The organism is Agrobacterium sp. OT33, assembly GCF_017313365.1.
In the GTDB taxonomy this organism is placed as follows: domain Bacteria; phylum Pseudomonadota; class Alphaproteobacteria; order Rhizobiales; family Rhizobiaceae; genus Agrobacterium; species Agrobacterium rhizogenes_A.
In genome coordinates, this window is record NZ_JAFLMZ010000009.1 from 189,869 (window position 1) to 202,792 (window position 12,924).

12 protein-coding genes are annotated in these 12,924 nt (G+C 60.8%); 8 read left to right on the top strand and 4 right to left on the bottom strand.

Annotation, left to right across the window (positions count from 1 at the left end; genetic code table 11):
- Positions 1-15: 15 nt before the first annotated feature.
- Together JZX88_RS21215 and JZX88_RS21220 are read right to left on the bottom strand one after the other, a co-directional pair.
- Complete coding sequence (locus JZX88_RS21215; protein WP_206914621.1) at positions 16-1,776, bottom strand: penicillin-binding protein 2; 1,761 nt, start codon at positions 1,774-1,776, stop codon at positions 16-18.
- 241 nt (positions 1,777-2,017) lie between these two features.
- A complete protein-coding gene (locus tag JZX88_RS21220; RefSeq protein WP_065115288.1) occupies positions 2,018-2,638 on the bottom strand; it encodes a TIGR00730 family Rossman fold protein in 621 nt (206 codons plus the stop codon).
- A 156-nt stretch (positions 2,639-2,794) separates the two neighbouring features.
- Between JZX88_RS21220 and JZX88_RS21225 the strand changes: the two genes are divergently transcribed.
- The 6 genes from JZX88_RS21225 to JZX88_RS21245 all read left to right on the top strand — a co-directional run bounded on the left by JZX88_RS21225 (position 2,795) and on the right by JZX88_RS21245 (position 10,569).
- Complete coding sequence (locus tag JZX88_RS21225; protein WP_206914622.1) at positions 2,795-4,819, top strand: LysM peptidoglycan-binding domain-containing protein; 2,025 nt, start codon at positions 2,795-2,797, stop codon at positions 4,817-4,819.
- A gap of 108 nt (positions 4,820-4,927) precedes the next feature.
- Positions 4,928-6,814, top strand: coding sequence for an ABC transporter ATP-binding protein/permease (locus JZX88_RS21230; protein ID WP_206914623.1), 1,887 nt, complete (start codon positions 4,928-4,930; stop codon positions 6,812-6,814).
- Between the two features lie 129 nt (positions 6,815-6,943).
- Positions 6,944-7,678, top strand: coding sequence for a phosphatidylserine decarboxylase (locus JZX88_RS21235; protein ID WP_077767785.1), 735 nt, complete (start codon positions 6,944-6,946; stop codon positions 7,676-7,678).
- 24 nt (positions 7,679-7,702) lie between these two features.
- Entirely contained in the window at positions 7,703-8,572 is an 870-nt protein-coding gene (gene pssA / locus JZX88_RS21240) for a CDP-diacylglycerol--serine O-phosphatidyltransferase (RefSeq protein ID WP_065115284.1), read from the top strand.
- Between the two features lie 172 nt (positions 8,573-8,744).
- Positions 8,745-8,876, top strand: coding sequence for a hypothetical protein (locus tag JZX88_RS26330; protein ID WP_004440985.1), 132 nt, complete (start codon positions 8,745-8,747; stop codon positions 8,874-8,876).
- Between the two features lie 400 nt (positions 8,877-9,276).
- A complete protein-coding gene (locus JZX88_RS21245) occupies positions 9,277-10,569 on the top strand; it encodes a PleD family two-component system response regulator (protein WP_065115283.1) in 1,293 nt (430 codons plus the stop codon).
- Between the two features lie 115 nt (positions 10,570-10,684).
- Here JZX88_RS21245 and JZX88_RS21250 read toward each other — a convergent pair whose 3' ends face one another.
- Both JZX88_RS21250 and JZX88_RS21255 read right to left on the bottom strand, forming a co-directional pair.
- Positions 10,685-11,446, bottom strand: a complete 762-nt coding sequence (locus tag JZX88_RS21250) for an SOS response-associated peptidase (RefSeq protein WP_110759365.1) — start codon at positions 11,444-11,446, stop codon at positions 10,685-10,687.
- 10 nt (positions 11,447-11,456) lie between these two features.
- Entirely contained in the window at positions 11,457-11,780 is a 324-nt protein-coding gene (locus JZX88_RS21255) for a YnfA family protein (RefSeq protein ID WP_065115281.1), read from the bottom strand.
- Positions 11,781-11,922: 142 nt separating this feature from the next.
- Here JZX88_RS21255 and JZX88_RS21260 point away from each other — a divergent pair, with 142 nt between their 5' ends.
- Positions 11,923-12,339 (top strand): NUDIX hydrolase, encoded by a 417-nt coding sequence (locus JZX88_RS21260; RefSeq protein WP_110759421.1) that lies wholly within the window; start codon positions 11,923-11,925, stop codon positions 12,337-12,339.
- A 98-nt stretch (positions 12,340-12,437) separates the two neighbouring features.
- On the top strand, positions 12,438-12,875 hold the full coding sequence (locus tag JZX88_RS21265) for a TIGR02301 family protein (protein ID WP_206914624.1): 438 nt from the start codon (positions 12,438-12,440) through the stop codon (positions 12,873-12,875).
- Positions 12,876-12,924 lie beyond the last annotated feature (49 nt).

Sequence of the window (12,924 nt, forward strand, 5' to 3'; positions counted from 1 at the left end):
ACAGCAATGAGGGGGTCAATAATCCATCAGCAATTGCGGTTCCGCTTCGTAACCGAAACGCGGTTTGACACCGAGGAGCGCTGCCGTCTGGGCGACGATTTCGCGGATCATCGGCGCTGCGGTGGAGGCTGCCGTGCGGCCGCCGTTCTCACCCGTCTTCGGCGCATCGATCATCGATAGAACGACATATCTCGGCCTGTGCATCGGGAAGGCGGCGACGAAACTGTTGAAATTGATATCCTTGGCGTATCGGCCATTGATGACCTTGTCGGCGGTTCCGGTCTTGCCGCCCACATGGAAACCATCGACCTGCGCACGCCTGCCGGAGCCCTTGATACCGTTCCAGTTGAAAAGATAACGCATATCGGCGCTGGTCTTTCCCTTGATGACGGCACGGGAAACCGTTGCCGCCTCTTCCCTTGAACGCGACAGGAAGGTCGGTGAAATCAGGTTTCCGCCATTGATGAGCGCTGCGGCGGCAACCGCCGTCTGCAACGGCGTGGTGGCGATACCGTGCCCGAAGGAAATGGTGACGGAATTGATCTTCTTCCACGTCCTCGGCTGGGTTGGCGTCGCCACGCCGGGCATTTCGGTCTCCATGCGCGACAGCAGCCCGAGTTTCGTCAGGAATTGCTGGTGGCCTTCGACACCGACCATGTCGGCGACGGCCGCCGTGCCGATGTTGGAGGAATATTGAAACACTTCCGCGATTGAAAGCGGGCGGTTCTTGCCCCAGAAATCCTTGATGGTGAAGCCGCCCATGCGGATCGGCCGCGATGCGTCGACCACCGAATTGAGCGTGATCGCGCCCGCATCCAGCCCCATGGCGAGCGTGAAGCTCTTGAAGGTGGAGCCCATCTCGAAGGTGGCATTGCTCATGCGGTTGAACCAGCCCTTTTCATACTCCCTGTCGATGCTGCCATCGGCAAGGATGCGGGACGGTTCGTTGGGGTCGTAGTCCGGCACCGAGGCCATGGCCAGCACCTCGCCTGTCTCCACATCGAGGATCACCGCGCCCGCCGCTTCCGCCTGATAGTCGTTTTTCGCCTTCATGACGATCTCACGAACGATGTTCTGCACCCGCAGATCGATCGACAGTTTCACCGGCTCCAGCGCCATGCCGCTCGCAAGACCGGTGGCGCGCAGATCGGCGAGCCCCTGCTGGTCGAGATAACGCTCCATGCCGGCAAGGCCCTGATTGTCGACGTTCACATGGCCGATAATGTGCGAGGCGGTCGGGCCACCCGGATAAAATCGCCGTTTTTCCGGCCGAAAACCGATGCCGGGTATGCCGAGATTGAGGATAGCCGCCTGCTGCCGGGGTGTCAGCTGGCGGCGCAGCCACTGGAAGCCGCTATCCGAGCGCAATCTGCGGTGCGTTTCGCGCCAGTCGAGATTGGGGATGACAGTCGCGAGTTTTTCCACCACCTCATCCGGATCGACCACCCGGCGCGGATCCGCGTAGAGCGACACCATGTTGAGATCGGTGGCCAGCAATGTACCGTTGCGGTCGACAATATCCGGCCGCGACGCGACGGCTGTGGCACCCGTATTGATCCAGGCGGTGGCAACCGGTTCCGCAAGGCCATATTGAACGAGGCGCGCGGCCACGACGGCATAGATGACGGTAAAGACGGCGATCACGATGCCCAGCCTCATCCGGGCATCCACCCGGCGGCGGGCGGCGGCACCAAGAACGGCCTCCCTGCCCCGCAGCGGGCTTCTCTGAATAATGAAATGCGCCCGGCTTTTAAGCCGCACCACAAAAGCTATCATTTCCCGATGCACCCACTCTCATGGCGGCGAAATAAATTCCGCAACAGCCAACGCCCTGGTGAGGCTGGCACAGGATCAGTCGCGGGGCCATGAAAAGAGCGGTCGGAACGACGCTGCTGTTAAATCTGTATTAATATACATTTAAAATCGTAACGAACCGCAGGGCGGTTCATTAACGGTTTTCAGATGCCGGATGCACGCCGTTTTCCCGAAGACGCCGCGCGCTTCCGGGCAGGCCGCACTAGAGGCGGGAAATCACCGAAGGGTCACCCTCCGGGTTCTGCTGCGCCAGCGCCCTGTCGATGATGGCGGGCACGATGTCCTTGACCTCGTCGATGACAAGCGGGTTCAAAAGATGGGCGCGATGGATGAAACCCTGGTCGCGCATATGCTGCACCAGTTCCAGCATCGGGTTCCAGAAGCCGTTGATATTGGCAAAGACCATCGGCTTGGCGTGGCGGCCAAGCTGCGCCCAGGTCATGATCTCGACGATCTCCTCCAGCGTGCCGACACCGCCCGGCAGGGTCACGAAGGCGTCCGAGCGCTCGAACATCATATGTTTGCGCTCATGCATGTCCTTGGTGACGACCAGCTCGTTCAATTGTCCGAGAGAATGGCGGGTTGCCTCCATATCGACGAGAAATTCCGGTATGATGCCAGTCACTTCGCCGCCATTGGAAAGAACACCGCTGGCGACTGCGCCCATGATGCCCTTGGTGCCGCCGCCATAAACGAGGCGGATGCCGTTTTCGGCAATGGATTTCCCAAGCGCGCGGCCTGCTTCCATATGGGCCGGATCACGACCGGGCTGGGAGCCGCAATAAACGCAGATGGATCGAATCGCTGTATTTTTGTCCGTCATGAAGGGAAGGAACTATGTGCGATGCGGCACGTCAAGAAAATTTGGGAAATCCCTTGCAAATATGGCCTTTTGCCGTCACGCCGCTTGTCTGGCGCAAGGTAAGACGCTAGCAATCTCAACTCGTGTGAAAAGCTTGAAATACCCGGAGATTCCAGGATGAAAAACAATAAGGCCGGTTTGCTGGCGCTGATCGTGCTGGGGATTGCATCCCTGCTCATGATCTTTTTCGTCCTGCCGAGAATTTCCAATGATGGCAAACCGATCGGCGACGCCATCAACGAGGCGGGCAACGCCGTGAAGAACAGCGTCGAAATGGGTGGCGACAAGGCGGGTGACATCCTGTCGGACGCAGCCGAGGAAACCGCCAATATCGCCGACAAGGTCGGGCGTCTGGCGGCTTCGGCCACGCAGTCGATCAAGGATCTCGCAGGGCTTTTCGCCGACGAAAAGGTTCCCTCCGACGCCGATTTCGCGGCCGCCCGCAAGAAGGTCGAGGCCTCGCTGAAGGAACTGACCAATATCGAAATTCCCGAGACGCTGGACGAAACCACGTCGCGGCTGATCACCACGGCGCGCGCTGCCGCCGAACGCACCACCGCCTTCCTGCGTGGCCTGCCTGAAAACGCGGCCGCGGCCGCAGCACAGATCCGCCGTCTGGCCGGCGTCTTCGCCGGCACGGATGACGGTGCGCCGAAGCCTGTGGAACCCGCCGCCGCACCTGCGAACGGTGATGCCGCCCAGGCCACGCCCGGCGCGCCGACCTTCGACGTGCTGCGCGTCGAGCCTGACGGTTCGGCCGTGATCGCCGGCAAGGCACAGCCGGGCGCAAAACTTGAAATTCTGAGCAACGGCAATGTCGTCGCCCAGACGACCATCGATGGAAGCGGCGATTTCGCCGCCGTCTTCGACAATCCCCTGCCCCCCGGCGACCACGAGCTGGTGCTGCGTTCAACCGACACCAGCGGCAAGGCGACGCAATCCGAGGAAGTGGCGACCGTTTCCGTGCCGGACGGCAAGGCCGGCGAACTTCTGGCGATGGTTTCCAAGCCCGGCCAAGCAAGCCGCGTGCTGGCGATGCCGGAGGCGGCACCGCCCGCCCCGCAGACCGCACAATCGGGACAGCCCGCCGCCGCAGCCGGCGAAACCGGCAATCCTGCCGCTGCACCCGCGCCCGCCGCCGGTGTGACGCCTCCCGCCGCTGCCGGTTCCGCCCCAGCCCCGACAGCGGCTTCGAGCGTTCAGGTCACCGCCGTCGAATTCGAAGGATCGAAGATTTTCGTCGCGGGTTCCGCGCCTGCCGGTTCGACGGTGCGCGCGCTGGTCGATGACAGGGAGATCGGCAAGAGCGTCACGGAAGCCTCCGGTCATTTCGTCGTCGAGGGTGATGTCGATCTGGCCGTGGGCAGCCACCTCATCACCGTCGAGGAACTGAATGCCGATGGCAGCGTGAAGCTGCGCGTGCGCGTTCCCTTCGAGCGGCCGCAGACCGATCAGGCGACCGTCGCCATGCAGGCGCCGGCCGCTTCACCAGCCGCCACCACGACGGCACCGGCTGAGAACCAGAGCACGGCGAGCGATCGCGCCGCTTTCGAAAAGCTGCGCGACGACGTCGCCAAGGCATTCGGCATCCTGTCCAATCTCTACAAGGATCAGGCGACACCTGCGCTCGATCAGGCCATTGCCGGCCGCTCCGCGGTGGCGATCGGCCTGAAATCGCTTTCGGAATTCCGCACCGCCGCGGCAACAGAACCGGCCTTCACTGCCTTTGCAGGTGGCATCACCGCCAAGGCGCGCGATCTGCTGGCATCGGTCGAGGCATGGCCGAATGATGTAGCGGCCATCGGCAACGGCATCGCATCGCTCGCAAGCCGGCTGACCGAACTGCACATTACGGCGCCGGCCGCGCCCGCGCCGCAGGCGCCTGCCGGCCCGCAGACCTTCGAGCAGGCACCGCTTGCCGAAAGTCAGAACAGTGTCATCATCCGCCGCGGCGATACGCTGTGGCAGATTTCCCGGCGCGTTTATGGACAGGGCGTGCGTTACACGACGATCTACCTCGCCAATGAGGACCAGATCAAGAATCCCGACCTGATAGAGCCCGGCCAGATTTTCGGCGTGCCGAAAGAGGCCCTGCCGAATGCGGAGGAACTTCACCGCAAGCGGCTGAAGGGCGGTTCCTGAATTTGAAGCGTTGCGGTGAACCCGCAACGACCCTATCTGTGACACGCGCGGCGGCTTGACCAAAGCCGCCGCCCTGCTGTCGGCTTCCGGCAGTGACCGGAGCAAATGATGGCCACGAAGCAAAAAACCATTTCGGCAGATTCCAGCAATCCGACCCAGACCCTGATCAATCTCTGGCCCTATATGTGGCCGGAGGGCCGGTGGGACCTGAAAATGCGGGTGATCTGGGCCACCGTGTTCCTTGTTGTCGCCAAGCTGGTGCTGATCTCGGTTCCCTATTTCTTCAAATGGGCAACGGATGCGCTGAACGGCCGTCTGGACATGGCGGGTCTTGTTCCCGCCTTCCTGCTCGGCGCCGTGGCGCTGGTCATCGCCTATAATCTGACGCGGCTGATCCAGGTGGGGCTCAACCAGCTGCGCGATTCGCTGTTTGCCAGCGTCGGCCAGCATGCGGTGCGCCAGCTCGCCTACAGGACCTTCGTGCACATGCACCGGCTTTCGCTGCGTTTCCATCTGGAACGCAAGACCGGCGGGCTTTCGCGAGTTATCGAGCGCGGCACCAAGGGCATTGAAACCATTGTCCGTTTCACCATCCTCAATACCGCGCCGACCTTCATCGAATTCCTGCTGACAGCGATTATCTTCTGGGCTTCCTACGGTTTCTCCTATGTGCTGGTCACGGTCATCACCGTCTGGGCCTATATCTGGTTCACAGTCAGGGCCAGCAATTGGCGCATCTCCATCCGCCGCGCCATGAATGACAGCGATACCGACGCCAACACCAAGGCAATCGACTCGCTTCTGAATTTCGAGACCGTCAAATATTTCGGCAATGAGGAGATGGAGGCGCGGCGTTTCGACGTCGCCATGGAGCGTTACGAAAAATCGGCGATCTCGATCTGGACATCGCTTGGCTGGCTGAACTTCGGCCAGGGCGTGATCTTCGGCATCGGCTCCACCGTCATGATGGTGATGTCGGCGCTTGCCGTGCAGCGCGGCGAACAGACGATCGGCGATTTCGTGTTCGTCAATGCGCTGCTGCTGCAGCTTTCCGTGCCGCTGAACTTCATCGGTTTCGTTTATCGCGAAATCCGTCAGGGTCTGACCGACATAGAGCAGATGTTCGACCTTCTCGAGGTTGAGGCCGAGGTTACCGACCGGGCGGATGCGAAACCGCTTGGCGCCGGACCGGGCGCCATCTCGTTCCGCGACGTGCATTTTGCCTATGATCCCGAAAGGCCGATTTTGAAGGGTGTTTCCTTCGATGTACCGGCCGGCAAGACGGTGGCGATCGTTGGGCCCTCGGGTGCGGGAAAATCAACGATCTCGCGGCTGCTTTATCGTTTCTACGATATTCAGGAAGGTGCCGTCACAATCGACGGGCAGGATATTCGCGACGTGACGCAACAGAGCCTGCGTTCGGTGATCGGCATGGTTCCGCAGGATACGGTGCTGTTCAACGATACGCTCGCCTACAACATCCGTTACGGCCGCCCCTCGGCAACGCAGGAGGAGGTCATGGCCGCAGCGGATGCGGCGCAGATCAGCGCCTTCATCGGCAAGCTGCCGGAAGGTTACGCCACCATGGTCGGCGAACGGGGTCTGAAACTGTCGGGCGGTGAAAAGCAGCGCGTGGCGATTGCCCGAACCATCCTCAAGGCCCCGCCGATCCTCATTCTCGATGAGGCGACTTCGGCGCTCGATACGCATACCGAGCAGGAGATCCAGAGCGCGCTCGATATCGTCTCGAAGAACCGCACCACACTGGTCATCGCCCATCGTCTCTCGACGGTCATCCACGCCGACGAAATCATCGTGCTGAAGGAAGGGCTGATCGCCGAGCGGGGCACGCACGCCTCGCTGATGGCGCAGAACGGCCTCTACGCCTCGATGTGGAGCCGCCAGCGCGAAGCCATCCGGGCGGAAGAAATGTTGCGCCAAGTTCGCGAAACCGACGATCTCGGGGTCGTGGACCGCGGCGAACCCGCGCACTAACGGGCAGAAACCCCGGGGAACTTGGGGTGGCGCGACAACCGGGCCATTGCCGGGCGGGGCGTTTGGCTGTAACCAGCTAGGCAAAATTTGTCGCATTGCCGTGTGGATCGTGTCGTATCACGACCACATATAGACGCGACAACGGAAACCGGAGCAAGGAATCTCATGAGTCTGTTCGACACCATTCGCAACACCATCGTACCGATCCACAAGGAAGGTTACGTCTTTGTCGCCGCTTTCTTCGTCGCATCGCTGGTGCTCGGCTGGATCTCCGAACCGCTTTTCTGGATCGGCCTCGTACTGACGGCCTGGTGCGCCTATTTCTTCCGCGACCCCGAACGCGTTACACCACAGGATGACGACCTGATCATCAGCCCCGCCGATGGCAAGGTTTCCGCCATCCAGACCGTCGTTCCGCCGCTGGAGCTGGAACTCGGCAAGGAGCCGATGGTGCGCATCTCGGTGTTCATGAACGTGTTCAACTGCCATGTGAACCGCGCGCCGGTACGCGGCCGCATCGTCAATGTCGCTTACCGCCCCGGCCTCTTCCTCAATGCGGAAGTGGACAAGGCTTCCGAAGACAATGAACGCAACGGCCTCGTCATCGAAAGCGCGCATGGCAAGGTCGGCGTGGTGCAGATCGCCGGCATGGTCGCCCGCCGTATCGTCTGCTGGGTCAAGCCGAATGAACCAGTTGATGCCGGTGAGCGTTTCGGCCTTATCCGTTTTGGTTCGCGCCTCGATATCTTCCTGCCGGAAGGTTTCCAGCCGCGCGTTTCCGTCGGCCAGACGGCCGTTGCCGGTGAAACCGTGCTTGCCGAGTTCGGCTCCGCCAAGGGCCCGGTCATCAGCCGCCGCGGCTGATGACAATCAGGAAGGGCATGCGCCATGGAAACGCCGATCGCCGAGCCGCAGCAGAACGGAAAACAGGAGGGCCGCAAGGATAGCGGCCGCGGGCCACGCCTGAGGGAAATTCCCTTTCGCCTCGTGGTTCCCAATCTCATCACCGTTCTGGCCATCTGCGCGGGTCTCAGCGGCGTGCGTCTCGCCATCGAGGGCCGCTTCGAGCTGGCCGTCGGCATGGTGCTGCTCGCCGCCTTCCTCGACGGCATCGACGGTCGCATCGCCCGCATGATGAAGGCGACTTCCAAATTCGGCGAACAGATGGACAGCCTTGCCGACATCGTCAATTTCGGCGTCGCCCCTGCCCTCGTGGTCTATGCCTATCTGCTCGATCAGGCGCGCTCCATCGGCTGGATTGCCGCGCTCATCTATGTCATTGCCGCCGGGCTGCGGCTGGCACGCTTCAACGTGATGATCGAGCGGCCGGTGAAAGCGCCCTGGCAGAACGAATTCTTCGTGGGCGTTCCGGCTCCCATGGGCGCCATGCTGGTGCTTCTGCCGGTCTATCTCGGCTTCCTCGGCGTGGCGCCGGACAAGCCCTTCGCTTATGTCGCCGCCGCCTATACCGTGCTCATCGGTTATCTCCTCATCAGCCGCCTGCCGGTCTGGTCGGGAAAATCGGGCACCAGCCGCATTCGCCGCGATCTGGTGCTGCCAATGATCCTCGTCGTCGTGCTCTACGTGGCGATGCTGATGAGCTTCACATGGGAAGTGCTGGTTCTGACGGTTGCTGCCTATCTCGTCTTCATTCCCATCAGCGCCCGGCTCTGGCACCGCCGCTACGGCACGCTGACCATCGAAGAAGACGCGCATGATGACGCGAATGGCGGCAACGGCCTCGACCGGGGTATTTAAAACCACAGATGTTATTTTTCCCGCGGGACCTGGCTTGCGGATGTGGCGCAAAATGTCGCATCCCGAAAAGTCAGCTTCGTTTTTTTCGCCTCGAATCCGTCAAGATTACCCTCGAAAGAGAGGGCTCACACGCTTCGCACAGGCGAATGGCGTGAATTGTGGAGAGAGAGAAATGACGAACGAGACGAAGGCACAGCCGCAGGCGAAGCCCGACCTCAAAAGCCACTACCGCCCGCTCGGACTGAAGGCCGTAGCGGCCGCAGCCCTGATGCTGAAACGCAAGCCCGCTGCCAAAACCGCCTGAAAATACTCGGTTTTTCGGGTTCTGATCTTTTCGGATCATGCGGTGGATCTGGTAGAGAGCCGCCATTCCCCGACAGAATTTCAGCGATGACGCGGCGCCTTTAACGGCGCCGTTTTTTTTCGCCGGCTTGCAGAATGGCGGCGCGACGCATCGGTATTCATAAATTCGGGAACTTTTTGTAACGAAGCTGCAACGAAAGTGAAGTAAAAAGCCCGGCCTCTACGAAACGTCTGTACGAGTGCAAACGTATAGACTAGTGAATAACAAAGAATTTTCTATTTTTCGCAGTTTTTTCCAAAACAATGCATAAGCCGACTTTCAAATCCGCAGACATGCGGATGACGAATATCCGGTGTTCGGGAAAGAATGCGGAGACAGGCCAGGGGGGCTTGGGACGGCCATGCAGGATAAGATCCTTCTGATTGAAGATTCCGTTGCTCTTTCCATGCTGCTGAAGTCGCGGCTCTCGGAAGAGACCGAAGCTGAGGTCATTCATTGCGACAGCATGGCTGCCGCCGATGCCCTTCTGAGCGCCCATCATTTCACGCTGGCGCTGACGGGGCTCAACCTGCCCGACGCGCCGAAGGGCGAGATTTTGGGCCTTCTTTCCGAACGCAAGGTGCCGGCGATCGTGTTCACCGCAACGGTGGATGAAGAAGCGCGCAAACGTTACGCCGAAAAGAAGATCATCGATTATATCGTCAAGGATGGTCATCGCACCGTCGATGCGGTGGTCAAGACCGTCGACCGGATTTTGACCAACCGGCGCTTTTCCGTTCTGGTGGTCGATGATGCGCGCACGGCGCGTTCCGGTCTGGTGGAAATTCTGGAGCGGCAGAATTTCAGGGTCAGCGAGGCCCATTCGGGCAACCGGGCGCTGGAAATCCTGTCGCAGGACCCATCGATCCAGCTCGTCATCACCGATTATCATATGCCTGACATGGACGGTTATGAGCTGACACGCCGCATCTGCGACAGCCGTTCCTCGGAAGATTTGCGGGTGATCGGCATCTCGTCCTCCACGGACCGGCTGCTTTCGGCAAGTTTCCTGAAGGCAGGCGCATCGGATTTCGTCTATCGCCCCTTCGTGCCGGAAGAATTGCAGTGCCGTATCGACAATAATATCGAAACGCTGAAGCAGCTCAAACGCCTGCGCGAACTGGCCGAGCGCGACCATCTGACCGGCCTGCCGAACCGCCGCTCCTTCTTCGAGCGTACCCGGGCGTTGATGGATATCATCAACGACAATGACGAGAACGGCGCGGTCGCCATTCTCGATATCGACCATTTCAAGAAGATCAACGATACACTCGGGCACGATGCCGGCGACCGGGCGCTGAAGAAGCTTGCCGAACTGCTGCACGACATGTGCCACGAACAGCGCCATATTCCCGCCCGCCTCGGCGGCGAGGAGTTCGCCGTGTTCCTGCGCGGGCTCGATGCCCATGCCGCCTATCAGTTCTGCGAGGAACTGCGCGGTGCCGTTGAAAGCAATGGCCGCCAGCTCAGCGGCAGCAGCCTGGCGCTGACGATTTCGCTCGGCGTGGTGGAAATCGAAAAGGGCGAACCTTTCGACAACCAGCTGAATGCCGCCGACCAGTTGCTCTATCTCGCCAAGGCGAATGGCCGTAACCGGGTGTATTCCGACGTGATGATCCAGGAAGGCCTGCAGAAGATCGGGCTGAACGGCTGAGGTTTTTCCGTAGACAGGGTCATGGGCCGAGCGGATGCCGCTTGTTTCTTCTCCCCGGCGGAGAGAAGAAATATGCGGCAACGTCCGGCCCTAGTCATTGGCCTTGGGAATCACGTCAGAACAGCGACATCTGCCCCTCGTCCTTCGGCGGCTTGATCTTGGCCAGCGGCGCGCTTTCCGGCACCGGCTCGATGAGATCGGCGCCGACATTGGCGACCTTGTTGACCTTGTCCGACACCGGAATCATCTCGAAGAAATCGTCCTGAGCCGGCCGCATCAGATCGGCCACCTCGCGCGGTTCCTGCGTTTTGCAATCCAGCCAGCGGCTGAAATCCTCAGGCGCGATGACGACAGGCATCCGGTCGTGAATGCGGCCGATTGCGGCATTGGCGGCCGTCGTCAGGATGGCGCCGGTATCGACTTCCGATCCGTCGGCGGAAGACCATGTTTCCATGAGACCGGCAAAGGCGACGATGCCGCCGTTTTTCGGGCGGATGAAATAGGGCTGCGGTTTGCCGCCCTCCTCCTTCGGTGGTCGTCGCCATTCGTAAAAGCCGGTGGCGGGAATGAGCACGCGGCGATGGCGCATGGCGGCGCGGAAGGAAGCCTTGCCGATGGCGGTTTCCGAACGCGCATTGATGAGCAGGGGAAAATCCTTGGGGTCCTTCACCCAGCCCGGCAGGAAACCCCAGCGGACCAGCACCGCCCGGCGGTTGGGCAAATTGCTGCCACGCTCCTGCCGCTCGCCTTCCAGCACCACGAGAATCGGTTGAGTCGGCGCGATGTTGAAACGGGCGGGAAAGTCATCAAGCCCGATCAGATCGAGATAATCGGCAATTTCTTCCGGCGTCGCCTTCAGGACAAAACGTCCACACATCTTCTTCTCCTCAGGCGCGTGGGCCGAACAGGATGATGGCCGTGCCGGCCAGGCAGACGACGCCGCCGGCGACATCCCATTTATCCGGCAATTGCCCTTCAACGCCCCAGAGCCAGAGAAGCGATGCGGCGATGTAAATCCCGCCATAGGCGGCATAGGCTCTGCCCGCCGTTTCGGTCGGCACCAGTGCCAATAACCAGGCGAAGGCGGCAAGCGACAGCATGCCCGGCAATAATATCCAGACCGGCTTGCCGAGTTTCAGCCAGGCCCAGAAGGAGAAGCAACCGGCGATTTCCGCGACCGCAGCCAATACATAGATAAGATAGACCTTCATTCCACCGTCTTCTGCGTGCACAATGGGGCGTGTTGTTCGCAACAGGTTAGAGCCTCCGCGCCATATCCGAAAGGGCGCATCGGCGCTCACGCACCATAATATGCAGACAGGCCTCAGACGGCCGAAACGAGTGAAACCGTTCATGACCCTTCGCATCAAGCCCCGCCCCGCCTCCTCCGCCATTGTCAGGAATGGCGACCGGCTGCTTCTCGTGCGCCGCATCAATCCGCCGTCAAAGGACATGTTCGCTTTTCCGGGCGGGCGCGGCGAAGAAGGGGAAACGCCGGCGGAGACGGCGCTTCGCGAACTTCACGAGGAAACCGGCATCGTGGCGCGCAAACCGCAACTCTTCGCCACCTACGACCTGCCTTCGCGCAGCGCCGAAGGCGTTCTGACCAGCCATTATTTCCTGTCGGTCTTTACCGTGGAGACGGATGCCGATCCGGCGGTGACGGCGGCCGACGATGCGGCGGATGCGGGCTGGTACACATTGGCGGAAATTCGCCGGCTGCCGGCCCCTGAAAGCGTCATCGAGTGCGCCGAGCGCCTGCTTGCATGATTGCCAGCCAGCCAGAATCGCGATTATTTAGGGCATGTCCGCCCGCCGGATGTTCACGAGCCAGCAGTTCACGCGTATGTGTGGGGCAGAATAGAATTTTGATACGGCCAACCATTTTCCTGTCTCTTTTCCTGACCATGCTACCTGCGGGCCTGGAAGGTATCGCCCATGCGCAGCCTTCAAAGGCGGCTTCCAAGGAGGCACGCCCTGCGGAAGTGACGCCGCCCAAGCCCGCGCCCTATGACGACAAGCTGGCACGGCTTTCGGAAATACTGGGCGCGGTGCAATATCTGAGGACGCTGTGCCCTTCTTCCGGTCCCGAGGACTGGCGTAGATCGATGAGCGACCTTCTGGCTGCGGACACGGCCAATGAACCCGAACGGCGCCAGCGCATGACGGCTGCATTCAACCGTGGATACCGCTCCTTTGCGGCCATCCACACCAGTTGCACGCGCGCCGCCATCATGGCAGAAGAGAACTACCGTAACGAGGGAGCAACACTCGCTCAGGAAATCGCGTCCAGGTTCGGAAATTAGAGGATTGTTAACCTCTTTTCGCCGCAGCCCGTGCCGTTTTGATAAAAGG

Bases quoted from the DNA above. Each gene is read 5' to 3' on its own strand.
- JZX88_RS21255 (WP_065115281.1), bottom strand. From the start codon at position 11,780: ATGAAGGTCTATCTTATCTATGTATTGGCTGCGGTCGCGGAAATCGCC.
- JZX88_RS21220 (WP_065115288.1), bottom strand. From the start codon at position 2,638: ATGACGGACAAAAATACAGCGATTCGATCCATCTGCGTTTATTGCGGC.
- JZX88_RS21250 (WP_110759365.1), bottom strand. From the start codon at position 11,446: ATGTGTGGACGTTTTGTCCTGAAGGCGACGCCGGAAGAAATTGCCGAT.
- JZX88_RS21245 (WP_065115283.1), top strand. From the start codon at position 9,277: ATGCAGGATAAGATCCTTCTGATTGAAGATTCCGTTGCTCTTTCCATG.
- pssA (WP_065115284.1), top strand. From the start codon at position 7,703: ATGGAAACGCCGATCGCCGAGCCGCAGCAGAACGGAAAACAGGAGGGC.
- JZX88_RS21225 (WP_206914622.1), top strand. From the start codon at position 2,795: ATGAAAAACAATAAGGCCGGTTTGCTGGCGCTGATCGTGCTGGGGATT.
- JZX88_RS21260 (WP_110759421.1), top strand. From the start codon at position 11,923: ATGACCCTTCGCATCAAGCCCCGCCCCGCCTCCTCCGCCATTGTCAGG.
- JZX88_RS26330 (WP_004440985.1), top strand. From the start codon at position 8,745: ATGACGAACGAGACGAAGGCACAGCCGCAGGCGAAGCCCGACCTCAAA.
- JZX88_RS21230 (WP_206914623.1), top strand. From the start codon at position 4,928: ATGGCCACGAAGCAAAAAACCATTTCGGCAGATTCCAGCAATCCGACC.
- JZX88_RS21215 (WP_206914621.1), bottom strand. From the start codon at position 1,776: ATGATAGCTTTTGTGGTGCGGCTTAAAAGCCGGGCGCATTTCATTATT.